Annotated in this window: 25 protein-coding genes, 4 pseudogenes and 1 riboswitch; of the genes and pseudogenes, 15 read left to right on the top strand and 14 right to left on the bottom strand. The window is 63.9% G+C overall.

Going from position 1 to position 26,401, the window contains the following annotated elements; all coding sequences use genetic code 11:
• Window positions 1-195: 195 nt before the first annotated feature.
• On the top strand, window positions 196-333 hold the full coding sequence (locus tag LJ655_RS26540; RefSeq protein WP_230564137.1) for an entericidin A/B family lipoprotein: 138 nt from the start codon (window positions 196-198) through the stop codon (window positions 331-333).
• A 125-nt stretch (window positions 334-458) separates the two neighbouring features.
• Here the strand turns inward: LJ655_RS26540 and LJ655_RS26535 are convergent, their stop codons facing one another.
• From LJ655_RS26535 to LJ655_RS26510, 6 genes are all read right to left on the bottom strand, one after another.
• Entirely contained in the window at window positions 459-1,388 is a 930-nt protein-coding gene (locus LJ655_RS26535) for an EamA family transporter (protein WP_230564136.1), read from the bottom strand.
• Between the two features lie 405 nt (window positions 1,389-1,793).
• Window positions 1,794-2,036, bottom strand: a complete 243-nt coding sequence (locus tag LJ655_RS26530) for a pentapeptide MXKDX repeat protein (RefSeq protein WP_230564135.1) — start codon at window positions 2,034-2,036, stop codon at window positions 1,794-1,796.
• A gap of 93 nt (window positions 2,037-2,129) precedes the next feature.
• Window positions 2,130-2,933: a molybdopterin-dependent oxidoreductase gene (locus LJ655_RS26525; RefSeq protein WP_230564134.1), complete on the bottom strand. Its 804-nt coding sequence runs from the start codon at window positions 2,931-2,933 to the stop codon at window positions 2,130-2,132.
• Between the two features lie 57 nt (window positions 2,934-2,990).
• Window positions 2,991-3,635 carry a cytochrome b/b6 domain-containing protein gene (locus LJ655_RS26520; RefSeq protein ID WP_230564133.1) on the bottom strand — a complete coding sequence of 215 codons (645 nt, stop codon included), beginning with the start codon at window positions 3,633-3,635 and terminating at the stop codon, window positions 2,991-2,993.
• A gap of 48 nt (window positions 3,636-3,683) precedes the next feature.
• A complete protein-coding gene (locus LJ655_RS26515; RefSeq protein ID WP_230564132.1) occupies window positions 3,684-4,550 on the bottom strand; it encodes a DUF1223 domain-containing protein in 867 nt (288 codons plus the stop codon).
• A gap of 111 nt (window positions 4,551-4,661) precedes the next feature.
• Entirely contained in the window at window positions 4,662-5,120 is a 459-nt protein-coding gene (locus LJ655_RS26510) for a hypothetical protein (RefSeq protein WP_230564131.1), read from the bottom strand.
• A gap of 336 nt (window positions 5,121-5,456) precedes the next feature.
• A riboswitch (TPP riboswitch) is annotated at window positions 5,457-5,574 on the top strand.
• 90 nt (window positions 5,575-5,664) lie between these two features.
• Between LJ655_RS26510 and thiC the strand changes: the two genes are divergently transcribed.
• The 5 genes from thiC (at window position 5,665) to LJ655_RS26485 (ending at window position 11,756) form a co-directional block, all read left to right on the top strand.
• Window positions 5,665-7,596 (top strand): phosphomethylpyrimidine synthase ThiC, encoded by a 1,932-nt coding sequence (gene thiC / locus LJ655_RS26505; RefSeq protein WP_230564130.1) that lies wholly within the window; start codon window positions 5,665-5,667, stop codon window positions 7,594-7,596.
• Window positions 7,597-7,760: 164 nt separating this feature from the next.
• A complete protein-coding gene (locus LJ655_RS26500; protein ID WP_230564129.1) occupies window positions 7,761-7,985 on the top strand; it encodes a glycine zipper 2TM domain-containing protein in 225 nt (74 codons plus the stop codon).
• 209 nt (window positions 7,986-8,194) lie between these two features.
• Window positions 8,195-8,683 (top strand): hypothetical protein, encoded by a 489-nt coding sequence (locus LJ655_RS26495; RefSeq protein ID WP_230564128.1) that lies wholly within the window; start codon window positions 8,195-8,197, stop codon window positions 8,681-8,683.
• A gap of 255 nt (window positions 8,684-8,938) precedes the next feature.
• Entirely contained in the window at window positions 8,939-10,537 is a 1,599-nt protein-coding gene (locus LJ655_RS26490) for an L-lactate permease (RefSeq protein WP_230564127.1), read from the top strand.
• Window positions 10,538-10,829: 292 nt separating this feature from the next.
• On the top strand, window positions 10,830-11,756 hold the full coding sequence (locus tag LJ655_RS26485; protein WP_230564126.1) for a DMT family transporter: 927 nt from the start codon (window positions 10,830-10,832) through the stop codon (window positions 11,754-11,756).
• A gap of 127 nt (window positions 11,757-11,883) precedes the next feature.
• Here LJ655_RS26485 and bamC read toward each other — a convergent pair whose 3' ends face one another.
• Both bamC and LJ655_RS26475 read right to left on the bottom strand, forming a co-directional pair.
• The gene (gene bamC, locus LJ655_RS26480) at window positions 11,884-13,119 is read right to left on the bottom strand and encodes an NlpB/DapX family lipoprotein (RefSeq protein ID WP_230564125.1); all 1,236 of its coding nucleotides are present in this window, start codon (window positions 13,117-13,119) and stop codon (window positions 11,884-11,886) included.
• 200 nt (window positions 13,120-13,319) lie between these two features.
• Window positions 13,320-13,700: a hypothetical protein gene (locus LJ655_RS26475; RefSeq protein ID WP_230564124.1), complete on the bottom strand. Its 381-nt coding sequence runs from the start codon at window positions 13,698-13,700 to the stop codon at window positions 13,320-13,322.
• Window positions 13,701-13,904: 204 nt separating this feature from the next.
• Here LJ655_RS26475 and LJ655_RS26470 point away from each other — a divergent pair, with 204 nt between their 5' ends.
• Entirely contained in the window at window positions 13,905-14,522 is a 618-nt protein-coding gene (locus LJ655_RS26470) for a cadmium resistance transporter (protein ID WP_230564123.1), read from the top strand.
• Between the two features lie 31 nt (window positions 14,523-14,553).
• On the opposite strand, the gene LJ655_RS26465 is transcribed toward LJ655_RS26470, so the two are convergent.
• Entirely contained in the window at window positions 14,554-14,886 is a 333-nt protein-coding gene (locus tag LJ655_RS26465; protein WP_230564122.1) for a hypothetical protein, read from the bottom strand.
• A gap of 302 nt (window positions 14,887-15,188) precedes the next feature.
• On the opposite strand from LJ655_RS26465, the gene leuA reads away from it, so the two are divergent.
• Window positions 15,189-16,895 (top strand): 2-isopropylmalate synthase, encoded by a 1,707-nt coding sequence (gene leuA / locus LJ655_RS26460; RefSeq protein WP_230564121.1) that lies wholly within the window; start codon window positions 15,189-15,191, stop codon window positions 16,893-16,895.
• Between the two features lie 128 nt (window positions 16,896-17,023).
• On the opposite strand, the gene LJ655_RS26455 is transcribed toward leuA, so the two are convergent.
• Window positions 17,024-17,812, bottom strand: a complete 789-nt coding sequence (locus LJ655_RS26455; RefSeq protein ID WP_230564120.1) for an amino acid ABC transporter substrate-binding protein — start codon at window positions 17,810-17,812, stop codon at window positions 17,024-17,026.
• Between the two features lie 157 nt (window positions 17,813-17,969).
• Between LJ655_RS26455 and LJ655_RS26450 the strand changes: the two are divergent.
• Window positions 17,970-18,134 (top strand): annotated as a pseudogene (locus LJ655_RS26450) (benzoate-CoA ligase family protein); the annotation flags it as partial.
• 11 nt (window positions 18,135-18,145) lie between these two features.
• Complete coding sequence (locus LJ655_RS26445) at window positions 18,146-19,006, top strand: alpha/beta fold hydrolase (RefSeq protein WP_230564119.1); 861 nt, start codon at window positions 18,146-18,148, stop codon at window positions 19,004-19,006.
• Between the two features lie 51 nt (window positions 19,007-19,057).
• Here LJ655_RS26445 and LJ655_RS26440 read toward each other — a convergent pair whose 3' ends face one another.
• Entirely contained in the window at window positions 19,058-19,423 is a 366-nt protein-coding gene (locus LJ655_RS26440; protein WP_230564118.1) for a hypothetical protein, read from the bottom strand.
• 132 nt (window positions 19,424-19,555) lie between these two features.
• On the opposite strand from LJ655_RS26440, the gene LJ655_RS26435 reads away from it, so the two are divergent.
• Window positions 19,556-21,673, top strand: coding sequence for a phosphocholine-specific phospholipase C (locus tag LJ655_RS26435; protein WP_230564117.1), 2,118 nt, complete (start codon window positions 19,556-19,558; stop codon window positions 21,671-21,673).
• A gap of 116 nt (window positions 21,674-21,789) precedes the next feature.
• Here LJ655_RS26435 and LJ655_RS26430 read toward each other — a convergent pair whose 3' ends face one another.
• Both LJ655_RS26430 and LJ655_RS26425 read right to left on the bottom strand, forming a co-directional pair.
• Complete coding sequence (locus tag LJ655_RS26430; RefSeq protein WP_230564116.1) at window positions 21,790-22,170, bottom strand: DUF5594 family protein; 381 nt, start codon at window positions 22,168-22,170, stop codon at window positions 21,790-21,792.
• Between the two features lie 49 nt (window positions 22,171-22,219).
• Window positions 22,220-23,259 (bottom strand): annotated as a pseudogene (locus LJ655_RS26425) (AMP-binding protein).
• Between the two features lie 322 nt (window positions 23,260-23,581).
• On the opposite strand from LJ655_RS26425, the gene LJ655_RS26420 reads away from it, so the two are divergent.
• Window positions 23,582-24,448, top strand: coding sequence for a hypothetical protein (locus LJ655_RS26420; protein ID WP_230564115.1), 867 nt, complete (start codon window positions 23,582-23,584; stop codon window positions 24,446-24,448).
• 10 nt (window positions 24,449-24,458) lie between these two features.
• Here LJ655_RS26420 and LJ655_RS26415 read toward each other — a convergent pair.
• Window positions 24,459-24,806: pseudogene (locus tag LJ655_RS26415) on the bottom strand (LysR substrate-binding domain-containing protein); the annotation flags it as partial.
• Between LJ655_RS26415 and LJ655_RS26410 the strand changes: the two are divergent.
• The 3 genes and pseudogenes from LJ655_RS26410 to LJ655_RS26400 form a co-directional block, all read left to right on the top strand.
• Window positions 24,806-24,931, top strand: a pseudogene (locus tag LJ655_RS26410) (pimeloyl-CoA dehydrogenase small subunit); the annotation flags it as partial. The pseudogenes LJ655_RS26415 and LJ655_RS26410 sit on opposite strands and share 1 nt — an antisense overlap.
• A 177-nt stretch (window positions 24,932-25,108) precedes the next feature.
• Window positions 25,109-25,465: a hypothetical protein gene (locus LJ655_RS26405; RefSeq protein ID WP_230564114.1), complete on the top strand. Its 357-nt coding sequence runs from the start codon at window positions 25,109-25,111 to the stop codon at window positions 25,463-25,465.
• Window positions 25,462-25,881: a lysozyme inhibitor LprI family protein gene (locus LJ655_RS26400; RefSeq protein ID WP_230564113.1), complete on the top strand. Its 420-nt coding sequence runs from the start codon at window positions 25,462-25,464 to the stop codon at window positions 25,879-25,881. Before LJ655_RS26405 ends, LJ655_RS26400 begins: the two co-directional genes overlap by 4 nt.
• Window positions 25,882-26,401: the final 520 nt, after the last annotated feature.

The raw sequence follows: 26,401 nt of genomic DNA, 5'->3' as shown, positions 1-26,401 counted from the left end.
GCTGCGCGGCGCGCATTCCAACGCTCGCCGTTTTCATGTGAGAGTCCGCTCACATTTTGTTACAACGAGTTTACACGCGCCGCGCCCGCTTTTTTACCATGCAATCAGGCGGGTTCGATACCGGACGGACACCTGATCGACTGGCGCCCCGGTCGGACCACCTCAACCGATGCATTCTCGACAAGGAGAACTTTCATGACGCGACTGATCGCTTTGCTTGTGCTCGCGGGAACCGCGATGCTTGTGACCGGGTGCAATACGATGGCGGGGGCCGGCGAAGATATTTCGAAGGGCGGCCATGCCTTGACGAACGAGGCGGAAAAGGCGAAATAAGCCGCGATCCGCCAGCAGCGTTTGAAGAACCCGTCGCGGGATACCGGGGCGGGTTTCTCCGTACTTTCACGGTCAACTGCATGTCCTGCCTACACTGACTCTCCGGTATCGGCAGAACCGTGTGCCTATACCGTGTCCTTGCCCCGGTAGTCGAACCAGAAAGACAAGCCGACGCTGATCAGGATCACGATCGTGGCAATCACCATCGAGCGGGTGATCGGCTCGTCGAGCACCAGCGCCCCGAGCGCGACCGCGACGACCGGATTCACGTACATGCAGCTGCTCGCGATGATCGGGCTCGTGTGGCGAATCAGAAAACCGTACGCGACCCACGCGGCCATCGTGCCGATCAGCATCAGATAGAGAAACGCGACGAGCGGCAGGAAATGCAGCTCGAGCATCCTCTCGCCTGCCGCCAACGCGACCAGCGTCGATATCGCGCCGCCGAGGCCGATCTGCAACGCGGTCGATACAAACAGGTCCGACGGCAGCTTCAGTTGCCCGGCCAGATGCGCGCCGCCAGCCCAGAACAGCGCGCCGCACAGAATCAGGAGCGTACCGGCGCCCGAGCCCGGCGTCCTGTCGCCGTGACTCAGAATCACGATGCCAATCAGCCCGAGCCCGACCGCGAACCATTCGCCCCGGCCGATCTTGCGTCCGGCGACGGCGGCGATCACGGCCGCGAACAGCGGCACGGTCGCGACCATCACGGCCGCGGTGCCGGTGCCGACCGAGCGCATGCCGTAGGCGAGCATGCCGCTCGACAGGCCTACAAGCATCGTGCCGACGAGGCCCGCGTTGCGGATTTCGGCGAAGCTCGGCCAGAGCGGCTTGCGACGTGCGGCGAACACGAACAGACCCATGCCGGCGAACAGGTTGCGCAAGCCCGACAACAGGAGCGGCGGAAACGAGTCGAGCGCGACGTACACGCCGAGATACGTCGAGCCCCACACGAGATATACAACGGCAAGCGCGAGGGCGATCTGGCCGTTGTGCGACTGCGGCAGACGCAGCGGCCAGCCACGCAGAGAAAAAACGGAACGTTGCAGCGACATGCGTTCAGCCCGCCGTCGCGACTCGACCCGCGCGACGCGCTCGATGCCCGCGAGGCGCCGCGCCTGCGTCGATGGCCCTCGGGCGGGGTGGCGGGCGGCGCATCGGCGATGCGCTCTGACGGGCGAGGCTGGCGGACATGTTGGTGCAACGGTAAGACGACGGGCGGCGCCGGAAGCGCCGAAACGGCTGAGGCGGCAGCCTCGGTCAAAATGACACGGCGCAAGGCTGCGGCGCGCACCGCATTATGCAGTAAGCGCCGGGTGCGTCGCGCGACAGAATCGTAACTTTTTGGTCTTCCTGCAACAGAAAAGCCGGGGACGCATCCCCGGCTCGCATGGAGGTTGGACTCCCTTCGATTGCGCGGCTGCGCCTCGGCAGGATCGCTAAACGGCCTAGCTCGCGACTCAGTTGCCCATCGCGCCCGACGCCTCGTGTTTCATCGCGTCCCCGCCCTTTTTCATCGAATCGTGTTTCGTCGAGTCCTTTTTCATGCTGTCCTTCGACATGCTGTCTTTGGACATCGCATCTTTCGACATCGCATCCTTCGACATCGCGTCGTTGGACATCGAGCCGCTCGCCTGCGCGAAGGCGGTGCCGGTGCCCGCCAGCATCAGCAGCGCGATCGTGGTGACTGCAATCTTCTTCATGAGATGACTCCGTTGGTGGTGGATGAATCGAAACCGGCTCGAGCCGGCGTGCTTCCGAAGCCGCTGCCGCAAGCGCGCGTGCGCCCGCATGCGTCAGGAGCCTCCGAACCAGTTGTAGCCCTGGTCGACCCAATAGCCGCCGGGAAAGGTGTTCGTGACGAATATCTCGACGATGTGCTTCGGATTCTTGTAGCCGAGCTTGGTCGGCATACGCAGCTTCATCGGGTAGCCGTATTTCGCGGGGAGCCGCTCGCCGTCGTAGGAAAACGTCAGCAACGTCTGGGGATGCAAAGCGGTCGGCATGTCGATGCTTTCGTAGTAGTCGTCCGCGCATTTGAAACCGACGTACTTCGCCGTCGTATCCGCGCCGACACGCCGCAAAAAATCGCCGAACGGCGTGCCGCCCCAGCGGCCGATCGCGCTCCAGCCTTCGACGCAGATATGCCTCGTGATCTGCTCGGCGTGCGGCAGCGCGTACAGTTCGGGCAGCGTCCACACCCGCTGGCCGGTCACGAGGCCGCTCAGCTTCAGCCGGTAGTCGGAGCCGTCGACGTGCGGCACCTCGTCGATGCCGTAGAACGCGTTGAACGGAAACGGCCGCGTGATCTGCGCTTCGGTGTAGGTCGGCGCGAGCTGCTTCGGATCGAACAGCGCGGCCTGCGCGCGATCGTTCAGACGCGACACCGCGGTGAGGAAGCGGTTGACGGAAGCGTTGTCGGTCAGCGAGCAACCGGTCAGCATCGACAGGCCGCCGAGCGTCAATAGCTGCTTGCCGAACAGTCGTCGCGACGGCATCGCGAGTTCGCGCTTCGCATCGATCAGGATCGACGCGCGGTCCAGCGTGTGACCACCGCGCTGCGCGGCATGGTCCGCTGCTTTGTCAATCGGCTTGTTCATGATTCGGCATCCGTAATGAATTCGCGTTTCGTTTTCGTCAGCATGTTCACGGGCGTTTCAGCGTCCGCGCAGCATCGCAAGCAGCGAGCGCGGCACGAGCGCGACCATCGCCAGGTGCACGGCAAGAAACGCCGCCAGCAGCGACATCGCGCTGAAGTGCACGACGCGCGCGTTGTCGTAGCCGCCCATCAGTTCACGCAGCAGCGGAAACTGCACCGACTTCCAGATCGCGAGCCCCGACAGCACGAGCACGATCAGATCGACGATCACGAACAGGTAGGCGAACTTCTGCACCGCGTTGTAGACGCGCAGATCTTCGTGAGCCAGCTTGCCGCGCAAGGCGGCGACGAAATCGCGCAGCACCGCGCGCGGTGTCAGCGGCAGGAACTTGCGCACGAAGCGCCCGCTCGCGAGATTCAGCGATAGATACACGAGGCCGTTGACCGCGAGCAGCCACATCGCCGCGAAGTGCCATTGCAGCGCGCCGCCGAGCCAGCCGCCCAGCGTGATCGCGGTCGGAAAACTGAACGCCGGGAATATCGGCGACGCGTCGTAGATGCGCCAGCCCGACAGCATCATCACGATCGCCGCGAGCGCGTTCAGCCAATGCGTGATGCGCACCCACAGCGGATGAATGGCGCCGCGCTTCGGTGTGGCTGGCGCGGCGGGTGAGCCGGGTCGCAAGGCGTGGGGCGTGGCCATGGGGTTCTCCTCGGGAAGCGGTAGAGAATGCGACTTGTGCGATGTCGATCAGCGGCAAACGGGAAGGTCGGTCGCTTGCAGCACGTCGCCGCTCGCGTCGCTTTCGACGAACGCGACCACGCCGAAGCGGTCGGCGGCGGCGTTGGCGAGCGCAGTGGGCTTCGCATCGCCGGTCAGATCGTGTAGGTCGAGATCCTGTTGAATTCGCGCATGCCCGGCCATGAGCGGTACCGGGCCGAACCATGCGCGTACGACGCGTTCGTGATGCAACGTCGCACCGCGGTTTTCGCCCGCGCCGACCTGCGAGGTCAGCGCGTTCTCATAGACCGCGAGATAGGCGCTCAACGGCCCGGCGGCGGATGCGGCCGTGCTCGTGAACTGCGCGTCGACCGCGAATGCGCCGGGCGCATGCGGGCTCAACGCGAGCGCGACGCTCGCCTGCGCGGGTTCGGCGACGAGTTCGTCGATGCGGCGCTCGAAGCGCTCGCGTTGCGACCAGTCGCGCAACTCGCGGCCCGCGACGAACACTTCCGGCGTGTAGACCGTGTGTGCGCCCGCGAGACGGGTCAGCGTCTGCTGACGTTCGGTGAAGCGATGCTGTGAAAAGCGGTCGGTCCAGCCGAGGTTGTTCCAGTAGTCGACGTGCAGCGCGAGCGGCACGATGCCATGCGCGGCGCCATCGCTTTTCCATTGACCGAGCCAGCGGTCGGCGGGCGGGCAGCTGTCGCAGCCCTCGCTGCTGTACAGCTCGACGAGCGCCACCCGATGCGCGGGGCTCTGCGCGGCGCAGAGGGGACCGGCTGCCGAGGCCGCACCGATGCAAAAACCGCTCGAAACCAGAAGCGCCAGCGCGACGGCGGGCGCAAAAAACGGTCTGAAACCTTGACGGTTCGAGCGACTGTGCGCGGTCGACATAACATGCTCCGTTCGTGATCTGCACGTTTGTCGAACCGCGCGGCCAGTTATGACAAGCCTTTTTTAATTTTTTTCCGGCGTAGGACGAGCCTGCCAAAGCTCGCCCGCGACTCAGTTGTAACTGACCACTACCGTCACGCGCGTGTCGATATCCGTGCGCTTTGCGTTCAGCGACAGCACGCCGCCCGCGCGATCCACCGCATAGTGGCCGTCGCGCGCCGACTCGACGCGCCCGGCGCCGTCGACGAAACGCGCCGCCACCAGATCGCGCGACGGCGTGTTGCCGTTCACTTCCAGCGCGACATCCGCCCCGCTGACGACGCCCGGCGACGCGCTGAACGTCACCGTGCGCGAGAAGCGCTGCCCCCCGACGCTCGCGCTATCGACAGCGACGCCAACGGGCGCCGTATCCACGTTGATCTGCATCGGCGGTGCGACGACCATCCCCACGAAACGGATCACCCCGCCCGTCGCCGCCGATGCCGCCGGCACCGCCAGCGGTGTGGCGAGCAATGCCGCCACCGCGACTGTGCGGCCTAACGTTTGCCACCGCCTTATTTTTGCTTTCATGCGCCCCTCTCCTGTCAATCGGCTCGAGTCGCCTCGCGCCATTCACGCGCCATCCCGCGAATCGCTTCGCCGGAGTGCGGCCTTCATTGCAGAGGTTTTAACGGCAATCTTTTGGGTGGCTTGAACGCATTGCCCCCGCATAGGCCGTCGCGCGCGCCGCGGCGAAGCCGCAGACAATTTTTCGCTGTAAGCCGACTGTTCCTTCGATGTAAGTTGTTCCGTCCAACGCAATCTCAAAACAAGAATAGGACATATCTGATTGCAACCGAAATGATCTTTTGGGCCATTTAGGCAGGCCAGGTTGCCAAACAGCGGGCGCGCAGTGTATCGTGTGCGCTGCTAACGCGGGGGTCCTGCGTAGCGCGGAGCTGGAGGTCCGTGTTGCGTGGGTGAGAAATACCCTTTGAACCTGATCTGGATAATGCCAGCGCAGGGAAGCGTACGGATTTCGCCCCCCAGCCTCTACAGCCTCACCTCTGCGCGATTTCCGACCACTTCCATCTCAGTCTCCTGCTTAGCCGCCCCACTTTGTACGGAGACTCACATGAACGCCAATCCGAAGTTTATTTCCGCCGAAGCCCACGTGGACGAGGCGGCCGTCGCGCCGTTGCCGAATTCGCGCAAGGTCTACGTGACGGGTTCGCGCCCCGACATCCGCGTGCCGATGCGCGAAATCTCGCAGGCCGACACGCCCGACAGCTTCGGCGGCGAAAAGAATCCACCGATCTACGTGTATGACACGTCGGGCCCCTATTCCGACCCGGACGCGAAGATCGACATCCGCGCGGGTCTGCCCGCGCTGCGTCAGGCGTGGATCGAGGAGCGCGGCGACACCGAGCCGCTGACCGGTCTGTCGAGCAGCTTCAGCCGCGAGCGCGCCGCCGATCCGGCCACCGCGCAGCTGCGCTTTCCGGGCCTGCATCGCACGCCGCGCCGGGCGATCGGCGGCAAGAACGTGACGCAGATGCACTACGCCAAGCAAGGCATCATCACGCCGGAAATGGAATACATCGCGATTCGCGAGAACCAGCGCCGCGCCGAGTATCTGGAAAGCCTGAAGACGAGCGGCCCGAACGGTGCCAAGCTCGCCGCGATGATGGGCCGCCAGCACCCCGGGCAGGCGTTCGGCGCGAGCGCGTTCGGTCCGAACGGCCTCACCGAAATCACGGCGGAGTTCGTGCGCGAGGAAGTCGCACGCGGCCGCGCGATCATCCCGAACAACATCAATCACCCGGAAAGCGAGCCGATGATCATCGGCCGCAACTTCCTCGTGAAGGTCAACGCGAACATCGGCAATTCCGCGGTGACGTCGTCGATCGGCGAGGAAGTGGACAAGATGACGTGGGCGATCCGCTGGGGCGGCGACACGGTCATGGATCTCTCGACCGGCAAGCATATTCATGAAACGCGCGAGTGGATCATTCGCAACAGCCCGGTGCCGATCGGCACGGTGCCGATCTATCAGGCGCTCGAAAAGGTCAACGGCAAGGCCGAGGATCTGACGTGGGAAATCTTCCGCGACACGCTGATCGAACAGGCTGAGCAGGGTGTCGACTACTTCACGATTCACGCGGGCGTGCGTTTGCAATACGTGCCGCTGACGGCGAACCGGATGACCGGCATCGTCTCGCGCGGCGGTTCGATCATGGCCAAGTGGTGTCTCGCGCATCACAAGGAAAGCTTCCTGTACGAGCATTTCGAAGAGATCTGCGAAATCATGAAGGCGTACGACGTGGCCTTCTCGCTCGGCGACGGTCTGCGTCCCGGCTCGATCTACGACGCCAACGACGAAGCGCAACTGGGCGAGCTGAAGACGCTCGGCGAGTTGACGCAGATCGCGTGGAAGCACGACGTGCAGGTCATGATCGAAGGCCCGGGCCACGTGCCGATGCAGTTGATCAAGGAGAACATGGACCTGCAGCTCGACTGGTGCGACGAAGCGCCGTTCTATACGCTCGGGCCGCTCACGACCGACATCGCGCCGGGCTACGACCACATCACTTCGGGCATTGGCGCTGCGATGATCGGCTGGTTCGGCACCGCGATGCTGTGCTACGTGACGCCGAAGGAACACCTCGGCCTGCCGAACAAGGACGACGTGAAGACCGGCATCATCACATACAAGCTCGCCGCGCATGCCGCCGATCTCGCGAAGGGCCATCCGGGGGCGCAGGTGCGCGACAACGCGTTGAGCAAGGCGCGCTTCGAATTCCGCTGGGAGGACCAGTTCAACCTCGGTCTCGACCCGGACAAGGCACGCGAATTCCACGACGAGACGCTGCCGAAGGACTCGGCCAAGGTCGCGCACTTCTGCTCGATGTGCGGCCCGCACTTCTGCTCGATGAAGATCACCCAGGACGTGCGCGAGTTCGCCGCACAACAAGGCGTGACCGACGACGAAGCGCTGAAGAAAGGCATGGAAGTGAAGTCGATCGAGTTCATGAAGCAGGGCGCGGAAATCTATCAGCGCCAATAAGCGGCAACCAGCGGCAAAGTTCGGCTTGCGCGATTCGCGCAAGCCGGCACGGCAATATCGAGCCCGCCGGCATGGCGGGCTTTTTGTTTTTCGCTGCGTTGCAGGCACGTTGCGTGCTGGGAGAAGGGAAACACTGGTCTCCAACAACGATCGGAGTCGGCATCATGAAATCGATCCGTCAACTCGGCCGCCGCCTTGGCACACTCGCAGTTGCCCTTTCACTCGTCGCGAGTCTCGCGGCATGCGGCGACATGTCCCCACGCACACGCGATACCGCGATCGGCGCGGGTGTCGGCGGCGCGGCCGGCGCGGCGATCGGCGGCAACGGCTGGTCCACGCTCGGTGGCGCGGCGGTTGGCGGCGTCATCGGCAACCAGGTCGGCAAGTGAGCGATTCATACAGGATAACGAACGATCTGGATGGACCACGATTCGAGCCGCCAAGGGCGGAGTGTGGCGTGCGCCCTCGCCGCCACAAACCGCGTTGAAACAGACTGAAATACGCGGTTGCCGTTTTGCCACAGCGCCGCCGCGGCAGAAGCGTAAGCTTTTGATAACGATGTCACGAGAAGCGGCATCGGTTCATCGAGGAGCGCGCCATGAAGTCCCGCGTCGTCGCCCATCTTTGCGTGGTGTGCCGCTCGACGCCACACAGTTCGTCCCGTTTTTTCGCGAGGTTCGCACGACCCGCCGCCACGCTCCCCGCGCTCGCCTCGAGCCTCTTGCTGGCGGGCTGCTATTACCCGGTCGGCTACTATCCCGCCGGCTATTACACGTCGTACTATTCGACCGCACCCGCGACGTCCGCCGACCCGAACGCACCGGCGGCCAATACACAGCAGCCGCATGACGCACAGGGGCAGGTGCAAGCCGCGCCGCAGGATCTGCCGCCCGCTTACGCGCTCCCCGCGCCCGCGTATGCGCCGCCGGTCTATCCTGCCTACTATCCGCCGCCTGTTTATCCTTACCCCGCCTATTACGGCTACCCCGCCTTTTACGGACCGTCGATCGCGATCGGCTTCGGCGGTTATTGGGGCGGCCATTGGGGTGGCCACGGCGGTGGCCATGGGGGTGGCCACGGGCATTGACGCGGCCTCTCCCGCCGCGAAGCGTGCGCGATTTTTCAGCGCATACCGCCTGCGCTCGCGCCTACCCCGCGTACTTTCCCGGCTTGACGCGCCAATATGGCGCTCTATCCTTGGAAAGCTCATGCAGCACTCGCTTAACTCAAACTCAGGCGGCGTCGCTTTGCCCCGGGCCACCTGCGTGCGTGCGCCGTGCCACGGCGACGCGCCGTCATGCGAGTCCCCCGCGTCGAATTACACAACAACGAAGGAGACGTGATGTTCCATCAACTGCTCACTCCGGTTGGCAATTCGCTTTTGCTGTCGTTTATCGTCGCCGCGCTGCCGATCATCGCCGTGCTCGCGCTGCTCGGCTGGGCGCGCAGGCCTGCCTGGCAGGCGTCGCTGGCGGGGCTGATCATCGCTCTGGTCGTGGCGATCTTCGTCTGGCAGTTTCCGGTCGGGCTCGCGTTCAACTCGGTCGCCGCTGGCGTCGTGTTCGCGCTCTGGCCTGTCATGTGGATCGTGTTCACCGCGATCCTGCTGTACAACATCGCGCAACGCTCAGGCCGCTTCGCGGCCTTTCGCCTGTGGATGATCGACAACCTGCCTAACGACCGGCGCATCGTGCTCGTCGTGGTCGGCTTTTCGTTCGGCGCGCTGCTCGAGGGCATTTCAGGATTCGGCACGCCGGTCGCGATCACGAGTTCGCTGCTGATCATGCTCGGCTTCCCGACACTCGAAGCGCTGACCTTTTCGCTGATCTTCAATACCGCACCGGTCGCGTTCGGCGCGCTCGGCGTGCCGATCACGGTGCTCGGCGCGGTCACGCATCTGCCGTCCAACGTGCTCGCCCAAATGGTCGGGCGGCAATTGCCTTTCTTTGCGGTTCTGCTGCCCTTCTATGTGATCGGCGTGTACGCAGGTTTTCGCAACATGCTGCGGATCTGGCCGGTGCTGCTCGTGTCGGGACTGAGCTTCGCGTTGACGCAGTTCGTCGTCTCGAACTATGTCAACTACAGCCTGACCGACGTGTTGTCTTCGCTGGTTTCGCTGATTCTTACCGTCGCCTTCCTGCGCGTCTGGAAGCCCGCCGTCGATCCGAATTTTGCGATCAACGTCGAGCGCGTCAACGAAGTGCGCGGCAAGATCGGCGGCGCGCAGGGCTGGTATCCGTGGATCATCGTCTCGGTCGTCGTGATCGTCTGGACGCTCGCAAGGATCTTCACGATCGGCGACATCAAGGTGCCGTGGCCGGGTCTCGACAAGGCCGTGTTCATTACGCTGTACAACGCGCCGTACGGCGCGGTCTGGGACTTCCAGCCGCTCGCGACCGGTACGGCGATCCTCGTCGCGGCACTCATCACGGCATTCGTCGTGCGGCTTTCTCCCGCTGAGTTCGGCCGGGCGATCTCCGATACGTGGGTCCAGACGCGCATCGCGATCCTGACCGTGGCGACGATCGTGGGCCTCGCGTACCTGATGAACTACTCCGGACTCAACTACACGCTCGGCCTCGGCGTCGCGTCGGTCGGGCCGGTGTTTCCGCTCGTCTCGGCGTTTCTCGGCTGGGTCGCGGTGTTCCTGTCGGGCAGCGATACCTCGGGCAATGCGCTGTTCGGCAATCTGCAGGTGGTCGCGGCCAGACAGCTCAATCTGAGTCCGGTGCTGATGGCGGCGACCAATTCGTCGGGCGGCGTGATGGGCAAGATGATCTCGCCGCAGAACATTTCGACCGGTGTGGCGACCACTGACCTGAAGGGCAAGGAAGGTGTCGTGTTCGCGAGGACCTTCAAGCATTCGATTCTGCTGACGGTACTGCTCGGCGTGCTCGTCTGGGCGCAGCAGAACCTCCTGCAGTGGATGATTCCGCATTGAGTGCGCGCCGATGACGGCGCAGTGCGGTTCGCATCGTTTGGCATGGCCGCCCGCGCATCGCGGGCGGCGCTTAAAGTCTCGTCTCCATTGCCGCTTCGCCGGATCGCAATTTTTCTCACATATCGGTGAGAATTGCTCGTTTGGCGCATGCCTTCGCGGCGCGTACGATCGGCATGACCACACGCGGCCGTCTCCCGGATCTTGCCGTTTCATTCCACGCTGAAACGTTTTACGCGTTCGCGCTGTTACGATGTGCCGACGTCCCGACTCCACTGCGCGCGGCGCCATTCCAATGAAAACCAGAAACCTCCTGCAACTGCTGATTCTCGCCGCCCTGTGGGGCGCGTCGTTCCTGTTCATCCGCGTCGGCGTGACCGACTTCGGCGTCGCACCGCTGATGGCGTTGCGCGTCGGCATCGGCGCACTCTTTCTGGCGATCGTGCTGATCGCGCGACGGCCGCTGCATCAGTCCGCCACGGTATTGCGCACGCGTGCGCTGCCGCTCTTCGTGGTCGGCATCCTCAATTCGGCGGCGCCGTTCTGCCTGTTCGCGTATGCCGAGTTGACGCTGTCGGCGGGCGTCACGTCGGTGATCAACGCATGCGCGCCGCTGTGGGGCGCGCTGGTCGGCTTCCTGTGGCTGCGCGACCGGCTGAGCGCGCTGCGCACGCTCGGTCTGCTGGTCGGCTTTCTCGGTGTGCTGATGCTGGTATGGGATCAGATTGCGGCGCCGGCGGGCTCGTCCGCCTCGCCGCTGGGCGTCGCGCTCGCGGCGGCCGCCGCGCTCGGCGCGACGCTGCTCTACGGCATCGCCGCCAACTACACGAAGCGTCACCTGACTGGCGTCGACGCGCTCACCGTCGCCACCGGCACGATGATCGGCGCGACGGTCGTGCTGCTGCCGCTCGCGGTCATTTACTGGCCCGCCGCGCCGATCTCGCTGCGCGCGTGGGGCGCAGTGATCGCGCTGGGCGTTGCCTGCACCGGCGTCGCCTACATGCTGTTCTTCCACCTGATTGCGGTCGCCGGGCCGACGCGCGCGATCACCGTGACCTTCGTGATTCCGATCTTCGGCATTCTGTGGGGCGCGCTCTTTCTCGGCGAGACGGTGTCGCCCGGCATGCTCGAAGGGTGCGCGGTCATTCTGGTCGGCACCGCGTTGGCGACCGGCGTGATCAAGCACTTGCCGTGGATGGGCACGCGGCGCGCGGATACCTGAGCGCACGGGAACGGCTCCCGGCTGCGCCGGTCCGTGGCGTCCAGGCAAACCGCAGGCACAAAAAAACCGCCCGGATCTCTCCGGGCGGTTTTGTCGAACCGGCGGCACCGGCCGCGAGGCTCTCGGGTCAGTGCAACTGACCGGCCATCAGGCTCATGATCTGCTTGGCCTGCGAGCTTTCGTCGATCTGCCCCTTGTCGTCGACCACGGCCACGCGAGTCTCGTTCGGCGTCACCGCGCGCACGTTCACGCGATACTGCTTCGCGACCTTCTCCTTCCTGCCGTGGAAGACCTGGCTCCAGAAGCCCTGTTCGGCCGACGACATATCCTTCGGATCGACGTAGCGCACGAAGTACAGGCCACGGCTCACGTCGCGGTCGTCGACGGTGAAGTTGCCGCGATCGAGCGCGAGACCCACGCGCAGCCACGCGCGGTCATACGGCTCGCCGAGCGTGAGCTCGGTCGACGAGACCTCCTGCGCCGGCGTGGTCGCCGAATCGGCTTCAGGCAGCGGCTGCTGAGCCGAGAGCACGACGTTCTGCGCCGCGACTGCCGCCGCCGCCGACTTTGCACCCGCCGTCGCCGCGTTCGGCGCGATCTGCGCACCCGCCGGCGACAGCTCGGCGTTCTGCGCGCCGCCCGCGTTGGTACCCGACTCGGCCCGCGCGAGCGAGGCCATCAGACGCTTCAGATATTCCTGCTCGAGCGCCGGGTCGTTCGGCTTGGGTTGCCACTGGGTCGACTCATTGTTCGTGCCGGTAATCGCCTCGCGCATACCTTTCTGGCTGACGAACACATATGTGCCGCCGTTCGGCGCCGGTTCGAGACGGGTGCGGAATTTGTTGCGCTCCGAGCTCACGTAGCTGTTGCCCATCGCCTTCGACAGCGTGTTGCGGATAAAGCCGTCGTTGATCTGCGCGTGAGTTTCGTTCCAGTCGGTTTCCATCACGCCCTTGTCGCGCTGGTCGACGACGAGCAGGAAGCCCTGCTCCTGCCAGAAGCGGCGAATCTGCGGCCAGGCCTGACTGGGCGTCTTGTTGTCCAGCACGAGCCAGCTTTCGGTGCCGTCGCGCTGGATGTGGATGCCCTGCACGGGCGGCACGACCGAGACCGCGTCTCCGGCCGGCGCCTGCGCCTGCACCTGTTTGAGCGTGGACAGCGAGGTTTCACCGCCTTGCGGCGGCAGCGAACGCTGATCGGCCGTCTCGTCGATCATGTTCGGCGGTACGGCAAGCGATACCTGCTTCGAACGGGAGTCGCTCCGGTAGTCGAGTTTGGTCGGCGACGAGGTGCCGCAGCCGGCGACCAGACCGCCTGCCACGAGCATTACTGCAAACCGCTTGGTAAGACGAAGATCAGTCATGTTCGGGGAATCCTTCCGCTACGCCACGGCAAGTTTCCGTGGATCAACCCAACATTTTACCGGTCCCGGCGAGGTGTGTGCAAAAACTGGGGTTTGCCCGCGAATCGCTCAGTGGAAGCTGCCGCGCCAGCAGCCCTTGGCGCGGCTGCAATACCCTTCGGCGCGGTGTGCGACCGAGGCCGAAGTGGGTGCGCTCGAATTCAGCCCGCCGCGCCAGCCGGTTGCGCGACCGGCGTGGCCAACTGTGGGGGCGCGAGCCAGCGGAACACGTCGAGCTGCTCGCCGTGGAACGTGCACTCGGCGGCGGCCGGCGTGCTGACCTTCTTCGGCGTGGATGCCGCCGTCCCGGACGCGCTGACCACATGCGCGATCGTGCCCTCCACTACGACCCGCGAGCCGCGAATCGCAGCCGCGCGATGCGTGACTCGCAGCGTATCCGGCGACATCCCCGACGACGTCTCCGCCAGCTTGCTGCGCATCAGTTGCTCGCATGCGCCAGAGTTACGGGTCACGATGGTGCAGGCCGCCAGCAGCGCAGCGGCGCTCGCGACACAGGCTAAAGAGAGAATCCGGATCTTCATCGATGTTCCGTTGTTCCAGGCGCCGGTCATTGTAGCTTACGACTCCCGTCGCCCAGCCTTGCTGCGGCCTGCCGCTTGACCTTGGCGCGGCACATCGGCATCGTGTTGACCGGCGCGCCCCTGGCGGCACAGCCGGCCGTGGAGTCGGCCGCACCGAGCGGCGAATTCCGGGCGGCTCTCCATCTTGACGACCCCCGCTTCTTGATGCTCAGCCTAGTCCTACTCGCGATCGCCGCGTACGCCGCGACCAATATCGACAACCTGTTCGTGCTGCTCGCGTTTCTGAGCGAAACGGGCGCGCGGCGCGGCCGCGTCATCGCGGGACAGTACGCGGGATCATTGATCCTCGTCGCCGCGGCGCTCGTGCTCGCGGCCTTGCTCGCGCGCCTGCCGGCCGGCTACGCGGGCGTGCTCGGCTTCCTGCCGATCGCGGTGGGCTTGCACAAGGCATGGCAGCGCTTCGGTCCCGGCCATGCGCCGCGCAACGATAGCGAGCAGATCCGTGCATCCGCGCCGCCATCAACCGGCGGCTCATCGAGCTGGACGGTGGCGAGCGTCGCGATCGCCAACGGCTCGGACAACATCGCCGTCTACGTGCCGCTGTACGCGAACCGTACGCCCGCCGAAAACGCGCTCGTTTCGCTCGTGTTCATCGTAATGATCGGGCTGTGGTGCGCGGGCGCGACGTGGCTCGTCGACCATCCGCTGCTCGGCGCGCCGATCCGGCGGTACGGATCCGCAGTGCTGCCGCCGATCCTGGTCGGGATCGGCGTGTCGGTGATCGTAAGCAACGATACGCTGCGGGTTTTGTCCGGCGGGTGAGCGGCCGAGCGGCGGCGTCGGTTCTCCGATCTCAATTCGCCGGCTGCTGCGGCTGCACATAAGTCCGCACGCCCGCCAGCGGTGCGCCGTAGCCGCCCCCGTTCGCGTTGTTCGGCAAGCAGTTGACCAGTTGCGCGCGCGGATCGGCCGGATTCAGATTCAGTTCGCCCGCCTGCTGGTTGCCATGCGTCGGATACTCGCTGCCGCACGCCGCCTGCGGCATCAGACGCGTGCTGTTCTGCGGCGCGTTCATGTCGTTCTGCGCGCTGAGCCCCTGCGCGCCAACCTGCCCGGCGAACCCGCATGCCAATGCCGCGCACGCGCAGAGCCGCGCGACGCCCGATATCTTCGCTACCCTTTTCATTTCCATCTCCTTCACAGTGAATCGAAAAACGCCACATGGCCCCGGCGCGGCCCTTGACGCTTTCTCAATAATATGTTCCCATTGCGCCCTATGTACCGCGCCCAGACCATCCTATCGCTACTACTAGCCCGCTCTACCGGGCTAGGTCTGCTGCTGCGCGCGTCCGCTTCCCTCTGATACACCGAAGCATCGCTTGAATCCCCAGTAACTGACCCAGCCCCGGTTTCCGACCGGCGGCCCAGTATCGCGTTTTCGTCGTCCGGTCGACACCCGTTCCACGGTCTCTCCCCCGGATGATGAAAATGTTGAAAAACCCTTCTACCAAGTACCGCTCGTTCAAGCCGATCAATTTGACGGATCGCCAGTGGCCGTCGCGCACCATCACGCGCGCGCCGATCTGGATGAGCACCGACCTGCGCGACGGCAACCAGGCGCTGTTCGAGCCGATGAACGCCGAGCGCAAGATGCGCATGTTCAAGACGCTGGTGCAGATCGGCTTCAAGGAAATCGAAGTCGCGTTTCCATCGGCGTCGCAGACCGATTTCAACTTCGTGCGCGAACTGATCGAGGGTGGCCATATTCCCGACGACGTGACGATCGAAGTGCTCACGCAGGCACGCGACGATCTGATCGAGCGTACGTTCGAATCCTTGCGCGGCGCCCCACGCGCGATCGTCCACCTCTACAACGCAACCGCGCCGGAATTCCGCAAGATCGTGTTCGGTCTCGAGAAGAGCGGCGTGATCGAACTCGCGCAGAAGGCCGCGCGCACGATGAAACGCCTCGCCGACGCGCAGCCGGAAACGCACTTCACGCTGCAATACAGCCCCGAGGTGTTCAGCGGCACCGAACTCGAATTCGCCAAGGAAGTCTGCGACGCGGTGTTCGACATCTGGCAACCAACGCCCGAGCACAAGGCGATCGTCAATCTGCCGGCCACCGTCGAAATGGCGACGCCGAACGTCTACGCGGATCAGATCGAATGGATGCACCGCAATCTTGCACGCCGCGACTCGCTGATCGTCTCCGTCCACCCGCATAACGATCGCGGCACGGCGGTCGCCGCAGCGGAACTCGCGGTGATGGCGGGAGCGGATCGCGTCGAAGGTTGTCTGTTCGGCAACGGCGAGCGCACCGGCAACGTCGACCTCGTCACGCTTGCGTTGAACCTGTACACCCAGGGCGTCGACCCCGGGCTCGATTTCTCGAACATCAACGAAGTCGCGCGCACGGCCGAGGAATGCACGCAGTTGCCGGTGCATCCGCGTCATCCGTATGTCGGCGATCTGGTCTTCACCGCGTTTTCGGGCTCGCACCAGGACGCGATCAAGAAGGGCTTCGCCGCGCAGAAGCCAGACGCGATCTGGGAAGTGCCGTACATGCCGATCGATCCGAGCGACCTCGGCCGCACCTACGATTCCGTGATTCGCGTGAACAGCCAGTCGGGCAAGGGCGGCATCGCGTATCTGCTCGAGCAGAGCTACGGCGTCGTGTTGCCGCGCCGCTTGCAGGTCGACTTCAGCTCGGCTGTGCAGCGCTACACCGACGACAGCGGCCAGGAAGTCACGCCCGCGCAGATCTGGGAACTGTTCCAGCAGGAATACGTGCGCACGGCCGAGCCGGTCCGCTATATCAGCCACAGCCTGTCCGAACACGACGGCCGTGAGCACATCAAGCTCAACGTCGAAATCAACGGTACGCCGCGCGTGCTGGCCGGCGCCGGCAACGGCCCGCTCGACGCGCTGATGCACGCCTTCGACGTGCCCGTGCGCGTCCAGCACTACGAGGAACGCGCGCTCACGCAAGGCGCCGATGCGCGCGCGATCGCGATCGCCGAAATGGCCGGTGCCGACGTGGCCGGCAGCGCGTTCGGCGTCGGCGTCGATGCGAACCTGATCACCGCGTCGATTCGCGCGGTGATCAGTGGCGTCAACCGCGCTTATGCACGCATGAACGCGGACGCACAGTCGCGTTTCTTCGACGCCGCGCTCAGCGACGCGACGGTTTAAGGCCCGGGTCGGCAGTGTTGAACAGGCGGTGCGCCGCCGGTTCGCAACGATGACAGCAATACGGAAGGGGCGTTTCGACGCCCCTTCTTTTTTGATGCCGATTCATCCGGGCCGGCGTCGGCCGATGTTCACTGAAACACGTCCCTGCCGAAGTACTTCAGCGAAATCCGCTGATACGTACCGTCTTTTCTCATGCCGGCGAGCGCGTCGTTGATCGCCACCCGCAGCTTCGGATTGCCCTTGCGGATCAGCACGGCGGACTTGTCGCTGCCATCGGGCGATGTATCGACCGCGACGACCTTGATTTTCGCGTCCGGCGCGCGCTTCTTGTAGTCGAGAAACGACAACGAATCGTTGACGGTCGCATCGACGCGGCCCGAGACGAGCAGGTCGATCGATTCGTCGAAGCCCCGCGCCGGGATCACCTGCGCGCCGTGCGCCGCCGCGATCCTGCCCACATTGCTAGTCAGCGTGTTGGCGGACTTGCGGCCCTTCAGATCATCGAAAGACCGGATCGTCGTGTTGTCCGAGGCGACGATCAGCACCGCGTGCGATGTGATGTACGGGTCCGAGTAATCGTATTTGAGCTTGCGCTCGTCGGTGATGGCGACCTCGTTGACCACCGCGTCGTAGCGATTGACGTCGAGACCGCCGATCAACCCTTCCCATCTGCCTTCGATAAATTGCGCCTTGACGCCGAGTCGCTCCGCGATCGAACGCGCGAGTTCGACGTCGAAGCCGGTCAGCTTGCCGGCGTCGTCGTGGTAGGTGAACGGTGCGTAAGTGCCTTCGGTGCCGATCCGGAACACGCCCGATCCCTTGATCCGCGCGAGATCGTCAGCGCTCGCCGGATGCGCCAGTGCGGCGTGCAACAGCGCGATCAGCGCGATCAGCGCGAGTGAACGAATCGGCTTCATCGGACGGCTCCGGCTGAGTGGCTGCGTCGGTGGCGGACTGCTGTGTGGAAGGACGGAGCCGGCGGGCGGCCAGCTGCGTGGGCCGACTGTAGCAAACCGACCGCGATTTTCATAGCGGTGCGCGCGGCGGTCATGTACTGGAGCCATCGCAAGAAAACGCGCGTTGGTCGTGCTCAGGCGCGAGTTCGTGCCGTCCGGGATGCTCGCGGATAAACTGAAGGCCTTCGTCGAGGAACGGCTTGCGCCGGACAAGTACCCACGCGGCGTTGAGCTGACCGCCACCGGTCAGATTCAACGCTTCAAGCCGAGCGAACTCTCATAGGTCATTCATTGATGCAGAACCATGCTACCGCCCCTGCCACTTCCGCCGCGAGCGGCGCGAGCCGCTTCGCCGAACTGCCGGCGACCGCGTCGCATGGGCCGCTGCGCATCGAATACCGCTGGGTCAACGAACAACCGGACGCCCCGGAAGACGATGCGCCGCTCGTGGTCTTCCTGCACGAAGGTCTCGGCTCGATCGCGATGTGGCGCGACTGGCCGCAGACGTTATGCGAGCGGCTCGGCATGCGCGGACTCGTCTATTCGCGGCCTGGCTACGGACTCTCGACACCGCGTGCCGCACACGAAAAATGGCCGGTCGACTTCATGAGCGTGCAGGCGCGCGATATCCTCCCCGCTCTGCTCGACGCGCTCGCTATCGAACTTCGGCAACGCCAGCGCATGTGGGTGATCGGCCATAGCGACGGCGGCTCGATCGCGCTGCTCTACGCGGCGCTGTATCCCGAGGCGCTCGCGGGCGCGGTCGTGATCGCACCGCATGTGTTCGTCGAAGACCTCTCGGTGCAAGGCATCGCGCAGACCAAAGCGCTTTACGAATCCACCGATCTGCGCGCCAAGCTCGCCCGCTATCACGCGGACGTCGATTCCGCGTTCTACGGTTGGAACGATATCTGGCTCGATCCGGCCTTCAGGCGGTGGTCGATCGTCGACGCGCTCGCGCCGATCCGTCGCCCGCTGCTCGCGATCCAGGGCCATGAAGACAACTACGGCACGATGGCGCAGATCGACACGATCGCCGCACGCGTGCCGCACGCGCAACTCGTGAAGCTCGACGCATGCGGACACTCACCGCATCGCGACGCGCCCGCCGCGCTGAACGACGCCATCGCCGCGTTCGTCCGAGCACAGCCATAAACGGCGCTTCACCGCTGTCGGATACTTCATAAAAATTACACGGATCGGCGATTATGCTGCTGCATCGCTGACCTCGGCACCTCGATGGCGAGGCATCCCTTCCCCGCCCGGAGACAGTGCCATGCCTTTCTTGTCGAGCCCAATGCGCGCCCCGCGGCGCAAACGATTGAATGGCGCAGCGGCGGTCATCGTGCTGTGCACGCTCACGGTTGCATGCAGCCACGACGACCCAGCCGCCAGCACAAGTACACTCAGTTCTACGGCACATTCCGCCGCCAACCCCGGCGACCCATCGATCGCCACGCCCCCGGCCGACTCCGCGCCGCCGACGCTGACGATCCAGACACCCGCAGCACCCGCATCCGACGCCGGCACCGCGCTGTCCGCCACGTCGCCGCCGCTCGCGAGGCCCGTCATCCATACCGTCGATTGAGAATCGCGCCGCGCGCGGCGGCTAGCCTTCGCGCGTCCGGCGCAGCAGCGCCGTTTCAGCACCGCAGTCCGTTGTCCCCGTGCCTTTTTCCTCCACCGAAGATCAACGCCACAACCATGACCTCAAAAAATCGCCGTGATTTTCTCCGCTCGGCTGCGCAAGCTGCCGGTTCCTTCACCGCGCTGAGCATGCTGCCGCCCGGCATCCGCAATGCGCTCGCGATTCCGGCCAACAACCGCACCGGTACGATCCGCGACGTCGAGCACATCATCGTGTTGATGCAGGAGAACCGCTCGTTCGACCACTACTTCGGCACGCTCAAGGGCGTGCGCGGCTTCGGCGACACGCGCGCGATCAATCTCTCGAACGGTCAGCCGGTGTGGTATCAGCCGCTCACCGCCGACGCCGCCGGTGCCGGGTACGTGCTGCCGTTCCACCCCACCGCGCCGAACCTCGGCCTGCAATTCCTGCAGGATCTGCCGCACGACTGGGGCAGCACGCACGCGGCGTGGAACCGCGGGCGCAACGATCGGTGGGTGCCGTCGAAGGGCAAGACCACGATGGCCTATCTGACGCGCGACGACATCCCCTTCCACTATCAGCTCGCCGACGCATTCACCATCTGCGACGCGTACCACTGCTCGCTGATGGGCCCGACCGATCCGAACCGCTACTACATGTGGAGCGGCTGGGTCGGCAACGACGGCAGCGGCGGAGGCCCGGTGATTGACAATTCGGAACTCGGCTACGGCTGGTCGACCTACCCCGAAGTGCTGCAGAACGCGGGCATCTCGTGGAAGATCTATCAGGACGTCGGCACCGGGCTCAACGCGAACGGTTCATGGGGCTGGACCCAGAATGCGTATATCGGCAACTACGGCGACAACTCGCTGCTCTATTTCAACCAGTACCGCAACGCGCAACCGGGCAACCCGCTCTACGACAATGCGCGCACCGGCACCAACGCCGCGAACGGCGAAGGCTACTTCGACATCCTCAAGCGCGACGTGCAGAACGGCACGCTGCCGCAGGTGTCATGGATCGTCGCCCCCGAAGCTTACTGCGAGCATCCGAACTGGCCAGCCAATTACGGCGCGTGGTACATCGATCAGGTGTTGCAGATCCTCACGTCGAATCCCGACGTGTGGAGCAAGACCGTACTGCTGATCAACTACGACGAAAACGACGGCTTCTTCGATCACATCGCGGCGCCGTTCGCGGCCGCATCGAGCTCGGATGGTCTGTCGACCGTCGACATCACGCACGAAATCTATCCCGGCGATCAGAAGAACGTCGCCGCGCCGTACGGGCTTGGACCGCGCGTGCCGATGCTGGTGGTCTCGCCGTGGTCCAAAGGCGGCTACGTGTGCTCGCAAGTGTTCGACCATACTTCGGTGATCCGCTTCATCGAAAAGCGCTTCGGCGAGCAGCACAATCTCGGCGAAGCGAACATCACGCCGTGGCGCCGCGCGGTATGCGGCGATCTGACCTCGGCATTCAACTTCGCCAATCCGAACGCGTCGGTGCCGTCGCTGCCGGGTACGAGCGGCTATGTGCCGCCCGACCAGAACCGTCATCAGGATTACGTGCCGCAGCCGCCGGCGCTGCAGACGCTGCCGCGGCAGGAGCCCGGCGTGCGTCCGGCGCGCGCGTTGCCGTACGAACTGTTCGTGCGCGCCGACGAAGGCTCGAACGGCAAGCTGACGTTGCGCTTCGTCAACACGGGCCGCGCGGGCGCGGTGTTCCTCGTCTACGCGGCGAATAGCGCCGACGCGCCGCGCAGCTATACCGTCGAAGCGGGCAAGCATCTGCAGGACACGCTGCCGCTCAATGCCGATGGCAGCTACGACTTCAGCGTGCACGGCCCGAATGGTTTCCTGCGCCGCTTCGCGGGCCAGATGGTCGCGCGAAGCGCGTGGGATGGTCCGGATACGGCGCGACCGGCCGTTGCCGAAGGCTACGACGTCGCGAACGGCAATCTGCAACTGCGACTCGAGAACCTCGGCCGCGCGCGTTGCCAGTTCACGATCGACAATGCGTACGACGCGAGCCATGTGATCAGGCACTCGGTGCGCGGCGGCGACACCGATAACCTGTACCTCGATCTGCGCAACGCTCATGGCTGGTACGATCTGACGATCACAGTCGATACGGACTCGACGTTCGCGCGTCGCTTCGCCGGTCACGTGGAGACGGGCAATAGCAGCATGAGCGATCCGGCGTTGGGTGGCTGAGCGTCGCGCTCGCCCCGCTCTGTCAAAGCAACGGCCGCTGGCTCTTCGAGCGCAGCGGCCGTTTTTCATACAGCAGTCGATAGCGCACGCCGGCGAACGCGGGCGAAGGCGCGCACCTACGATTCGAAATCGAGCCCGCCGATCAACGCGACCGGCTCACCCTGCGTATGCGTGAGGAAATCGAGTTCGCGCGCCTGGGTCCAGGCATTGAGCTTGCGAGGCAGCGCAGCGAGATATCGGGCGAAACGCGCCGAACCCTGCTCACCCATCAGCCTTTCTATTTCGTCGCTGTCCCAGGTCAGATACAGATTCAACGGATGCGGGTAATGGCCGAGTTCTTCGAGCGGCGCCGCATGAATCCGCACGCGGGTGGGCTGTCTTTGCGCGTCACGCGGCACTACCTCGGTGTGCACGGTCTTGGCGAAGCATGCGGCAATCGCCTCGGCGATGCGCGGCGCGAATTCCTGCTCGAAACGAATTGCAGTTTCCGGACGCATCGAGTATCTCCGCTGTGGCTTTCATCGTGGTTCGGCCATCGTAGCAGACTCAGTTTCTTGCCGGAGGGAGCGTATGCGCTTCATGCGTCACCGCCTCGCGCAAGGCCTTGCGGATCACCTTGCTGGTCGCCGCCATCGGCAGGCTTTCGACGAAGCGAATCTCGCGCGGATATTCGTGCGCGGCCAGACGCGTCTTCACGTGCTGCTGGATCTCACGCACGAGCGCATCGTCGCCGACGAAATCGGCTTTCAGCACGACGAACGCCATCACGATTTCGGTGCGCTCGCGATCGGGCGCGCCGACCACGGCCGCCATCGAGACCGCCGGATGACGCAGCAGCGAATCTTCAGTCGACGCCGGGCCGATGCGGTAGCCGGCGCTCGTAATGACGTCGTCACCGCGGCCGACGAAGCGAATGAAGCCGTCCGCATCACGCGTGCCGAGATCACGCGATGCCCGTGCAACGCGCCCTTCGGTTTGCCGGTCGTGCCCGATGTATAGATGATGATCGCGGGATCGTCCGCGGCGGTATCGATCGGCGCGAAATCGGCGGCAGCGCTATCTAACGCATGCCAGAACGAGCGCACCGCCGCTCCCGATGCTTCGGCATCCTGCTCGATATCGACACTGAACACTTGCCGCAATTCGGGTAGTGCACCGCGAATTTCAGCGACCTTGTGCACGCCGGTTTGATCGGTGATCAGCGCGACCGCGCCGCTGTCGCCGAGCCGATCCTCGATCGCGTCGACGCCGAACAGTGCGAACAGCGGCACTGCGACCATGCCGGCCTTATACGCGGCGAGATGCGCGATGGCCGTTTCGATCGATTGCGACAGGAAGATGCCGATGCGCTCGCCGCGCCGCGCGCCCGCCGCAAGCAGCGCATTGGCGAAGCGCTCGGACAGCGCTTTCAGTTCGTCGAACGTAGAGCGGGTCGCACGGCCGTCGGCATCTTCGTAGATCAGCGCGAGACGCCCCGATCCGTCGGCCCATTTGTCGCACGTATCGACGCCAATGTTGTAGCGCGACGGAATACGCCACGCGAAATTGGCCGTCAGCGATTCATCAGTCTCGCCGTCGAGGTTCATCGTCTCTCCTCGATATCGTCTTTGTCATGGCACGGCGCGGTGCATGGCCCGATGCTTGCTGCACTGGCGCGCAGGCCCGGCGTTCCGCAGTTTAGCCCACGTCTTTGCGCCGCTTCGTTGACGCATCGGCGGGCGCTGCTGGATTCAGCATGTACGACATTTCTCCGCCCAAATTCGCCCGCGCGGTGCGAAGTCCTCGACGATTCGCGACAACTCCTGTGCGATTCGAGCCCTTTACATCAGACCTGTACCGCGCGCGTCTAGCATCGTAGACAGGCTCGGCGCGCATGTTGCGCCGCATGATCGCTTCCCCGGATGACCTATGCGCAAGGCAAGATTCGCATCGTTCTGGCACGGTCCCGAACTTTCTCCCTATGAAATCGCGTGTCTGGATTCGTTCATGCTGTACGGCAGCGAAGTCTCGCTTTATAGCTACGAGCCGGTCGCCAATCTGCCGCCCCGCGTGATCGCGAAGGACGCGAGCACGATACTGCCACGCGACTCGCTGAACGACTTCCCGATCCACGGGGTGCCGTCGATGCAGCATTTCACCGACTATTTCCGCTTCGCGATGTTCACGAAGACCGACGAGATCTGGGTCGATACCGACATGCTGCTGCTGCGCGATTTCGATCTCAACGCCAAGGGCGACCTGATCGGCCGGGAATCGCCGTCGAGCATCTGCACCGCGATGCTGCGGCTCGATCCGGATCAGCCGCGCCTGCACGAGTTGATCGAACGGGTCGAGGCGATGAAAGGCACGGCACTGAAGTGGGGCGACACAGGCCCGCGTCTGTTGACCGCCGTCTATGGCGTGAAGGCCGGTCTTCCCGAGAGCCTGTTTTATCCGGTGCATTTCGACGATTACTACAAGGTGTTCCTGCCGCGCTATTTCGACGAATGCGAAGCGCTCTGTTCCGATGCCTACACGCTGCATCTGTGGAACAACCGCATCGTCAAGATGGGACTCTTCAAGCGCATCGGGCCACCGGATGGCTCCTTCCTGCATCACGTGTTCGAGCAAATCGGCGCGAACGGGATGTTTCGCGAGTTTTACCCCGCGAGTGTGATGCAGACGATGATCGATAACGTGGTGCAGAAAGTCGGCAGCGACGAAGGCGTGCGCAAGCTGCTGCGCGTCGGCGTGCCGATGGTCACGACGGCCATCGTGCGCAAACTCGGCGTGTGAGTTCGCAGCGTCAGTTCACGCCGCCGCTGCCTGAGACCCGCGCCTGCTCCAGCATGAAGTCGATGAACGTCGCCGCCGCGCGTGTCTGATGCCGGTTCGGCATGTACAGCAAGTACATGTGTGTGGCGAAGACGCTGAGCGGCGGGGCATCGAGCGCGCTCAGCACGGCGCCGCGCTTCACATCGTCCTGCGCCACGTAGCCGGACACGAGTCCGATACCGAGACCGGCCAGCACCGCCTGGCGCAAAACCAGGAAATTCTCCGAAATGATCGTCGGTTCAAGCAGTAGTTCGTGACGCGCGTCGCGCCGGCACGCGGCGAGCCGTAGCTGCTTGCCAATCACGGTGGCGGTAATCAGGCGGGATCGGCATGATGGGGGAGTTGCCGCTCGGGCACGACGCAAAGCGGTTGGTGATGATCGATCATCAGCGTGGGGATGAGGACTATTGTCTGGAGCGGTTTTTTGGCGAGGGGGTTGCTTGATAGTTGTGTGGACGACTACAGACCTGGAAGAGACGAACAGAAGTTTGTGATCCTCTGCATTCCAATCTCGAAAGAGACAAAAGCCGCCATATGGGCGAAGGCCCGAATTGATTGCGAAGCGCCAATTTCTTTGAAACTGCTGCTAGATTGCTCTCATAGAACTTCGGAGAGCTGATCATGCCAAACGAATCAAAGAGACTGAGCAGTACAGGACTGACCGCTTTTCGGCTGCGCGAGGGAGCTGTCTTGCGCTATTACAACGACAGTGCAAATAATTGCACCTACGGTATAGGCACGCTTGTGCACTTTGGCCCATGTACAGCGGCTCAATTCCAGCGCCCGGTGACACTGGCGGACATAGAAATCCAGCTAGCAGCAGCGGTCCAGGCTGCCGAAAGCGCGGTCGGGAAGCAGAACATTTATGTCCATCCGCGCGACGCCAATGGCAGACGCCTGCCCGCGGTACGCGTAGCCGGCCTGATAAATCGCCGACGCGAAGAAGCTGCGCCGTTCCTCACGCGGGTACAGCGATGAAATGCCTTGTCGTGACACTAACGCTTGGCAGCACTTCCGCGCTGGCCACCCGCGCCGCTTCGGTCGACGAAATCGCGAATCGAAGTGGACTGCCCACAAGCGAGATCACCGCAGCCCAATCGAATTGCGAAGCCGATCAAACCGGCATGAATCTCTGTGCATGGCGCGACCAGATCATCGCGGAACAGAGACTGGAGCAGCAAGTCGTGGACGTGATGGCCGGCACGTCGACGGCCTGCAGAACGGCGCTCGAAAGAAAGATCGCCGCCTGGAAAAAACGCCGCGACACCAACTGTACGAGGTCGGCGTCGGACGAATGGGGCAACGGGTCCATGCTGCCCACCGCAGTCTCGATGTGTAAAACCGCCGAAACCGAGCGCATGCGCAAAGCGATCGGGAGCGAAAAATGTAAATGATCGTTGTGCGCGAGGCTCGGATGTCGTTGCCAGTCGCTCCCGATTAGTTGGGTGATGACTGTCTCATTGTGAGCGGTTTTGCAGCGTTGAGGATGTCAGCGGGTTGAGGGGGCGGTTAGGCACACACCGTCAACCTCGCGCAAAAACGGCGCACACAAACGAAAAAAGGACTCACGGCTTTCACCGTAAGTCCTTTTTGATCTTTGGTCGGGGCGAGAGGATTTGAACCCCTCTGTATCGACCGTGGAATAAGGCTTTCCGTGCAATCCGTCAACGCCAAACGCGCGCCGAATTGACAAGGTAACTGATGGTCACTGTACCACGGAAGGCGCGGGTTTTCTCCGGGATCGCGCTGGCGTGGTATGCGTATTCAGCCGATTCCATCATTGAGTTTGCATGACGTTGCCCTCGATTTTCGTATCCGCTAACCGAGCACTTATTATGCCGCTTCCTTTCGCTGTGCGGCGTGCCAGTCTTGTTCAAATTGCATCGGACTGACGTAATTCAACGTCGAGTGCAA

Source organism: Paraburkholderia translucens, from assembly GCF_020881035.1.
Lineage (GTDB): Bacteria > Pseudomonadota > Gammaproteobacteria > Burkholderiales > Burkholderiaceae > Paraburkholderia > Paraburkholderia translucens.
Note: the sequence above shows the minus strand (reverse complement) of the source record. Positions and strands in the feature narration are given on the sequence as shown.

Coding starts and splice junctions, on each gene's coding strand:
- LJ655_RS26445 (WP_230564119.1), top strand. CDS start 18,146: ATGCAGAACCATGCTACCGCCCCTGCCACTTCCGCCGCGAGCGGCGCG.
- LJ655_RS26520 (WP_230564133.1), bottom strand. CDS start 3,635: ATGGCCACGCCCCACGCCTTGCGACCCGGCTCACCCGCCGCGCCAGCC.
- LJ655_RS26475 (WP_230564124.1), bottom strand. CDS start 13,700: ATGAAGATCCGGATTCTCTCTTTAGCCTGTGTCGCGAGCGCCGCTGCG.
- LJ655_RS26455 (WP_230564120.1), bottom strand. CDS start 17,812: ATGAAGCCGATTCGTTCACTCGCGCTGATCGCGCTGATCGCGCTGTTG.
- LJ655_RS26490 (WP_230564127.1), top strand. CDS start 8,939: ATGTTCCATCAACTGCTCACTCCGGTTGGCAATTCGCTTTTGCTGTCG.
- LJ655_RS26540 (WP_230564137.1), top strand. CDS start 196: ATGACGCGACTGATCGCTTTGCTTGTGCTCGCGGGAACCGCGATGCTT.
- LJ655_RS26405 (WP_230564114.1), top strand. CDS start 25,109: ATGCCAAACGAATCAAAGAGACTGAGCAGTACAGGACTGACCGCTTTT.
- LJ655_RS26435 (WP_230564117.1), top strand. CDS start 19,556: ATGACCTCAAAAAATCGCCGTGATTTTCTCCGCTCGGCTGCGCAAGCT.
- LJ655_RS26400 (WP_230564113.1), top strand. CDS start 25,462: ATGAAATGCCTTGTCGTGACACTAACGCTTGGCAGCACTTCCGCGCTG.
- LJ655_RS26470 (WP_230564123.1), top strand. CDS start 13,905: ATGCTCAGCCTAGTCCTACTCGCGATCGCCGCGTACGCCGCGACCAAT.
- LJ655_RS26510 (WP_230564131.1), bottom strand. CDS start 5,120: ATGAAAGCAAAAATAAGGCGGTGGCAAACGTTAGGCCGCACAGTCGCG.
- LJ655_RS26440 (WP_230564118.1), bottom strand. CDS start 19,423: ATGACGGGCCTCGCGAGCGGCGGCGACGTGGCGGACAGCGCGGTGCCG.
- LJ655_RS26530 (WP_230564135.1), bottom strand. CDS start 2,036: ATGAAGAAGATTGCAGTCACCACGATCGCGCTGCTGATGCTGGCGGGC.
- LJ655_RS26495 (WP_230564128.1), top strand. CDS start 8,195: ATGAAGTCCCGCGTCGTCGCCCATCTTTGCGTGGTGTGCCGCTCGACG.
- LJ655_RS26535 (WP_230564136.1), bottom strand. CDS start 1,388: ATGTCGCTGCAACGTTCCGTTTTTTCTCTGCGTGGCTGGCCGCTGCGT.
- LJ655_RS26420 (WP_230564115.1), top strand. CDS start 23,582: ATGCGCAAGGCAAGATTCGCATCGTTCTGGCACGGTCCCGAACTTTCT.
- LJ655_RS26500 (WP_230564129.1), top strand. CDS start 7,761: ATGAAATCGATCCGTCAACTCGGCCGCCGCCTTGGCACACTCGCAGTT.
- thiC (WP_230564130.1), top strand. CDS start 5,665: ATGAACGCCAATCCGAAGTTTATTTCCGCCGAAGCCCACGTGGACGAG.
- leuA (WP_230564121.1), top strand. CDS start 15,189: ATGTTGAAAAACCCTTCTACCAAGTACCGCTCGTTCAAGCCGATCAAT.
- LJ655_RS26465 (WP_230564122.1), bottom strand. CDS start 14,886: ATGAAAAGGGTAGCGAAGATATCGGGCGTCGCGCGGCTCTGCGCGTGC.
- LJ655_RS26515 (WP_230564132.1), bottom strand. CDS start 4,550: ATGTCGACCGCGCACAGTCGCTCGAACCGTCAAGGTTTCAGACCGTTT.
- LJ655_RS26485 (WP_230564126.1), top strand. CDS start 10,830: ATGAAAACCAGAAACCTCCTGCAACTGCTGATTCTCGCCGCCCTGTGG.
- LJ655_RS26525 (WP_230564134.1), bottom strand. CDS start 2,933: ATGAACAAGCCGATTGACAAAGCAGCGGACCATGCCGCGCAGCGCGGT.
- bamC (WP_230564125.1), bottom strand. CDS start 13,119: ATGACTGATCTTCGTCTTACCAAGCGGTTTGCAGTAATGCTCGTGGCA.
- LJ655_RS26430 (WP_230564116.1), bottom strand. CDS start 22,170: ATGCGTCCGGAAACTGCAATTCGTTTCGAGCAGGAATTCGCGCCGCGC.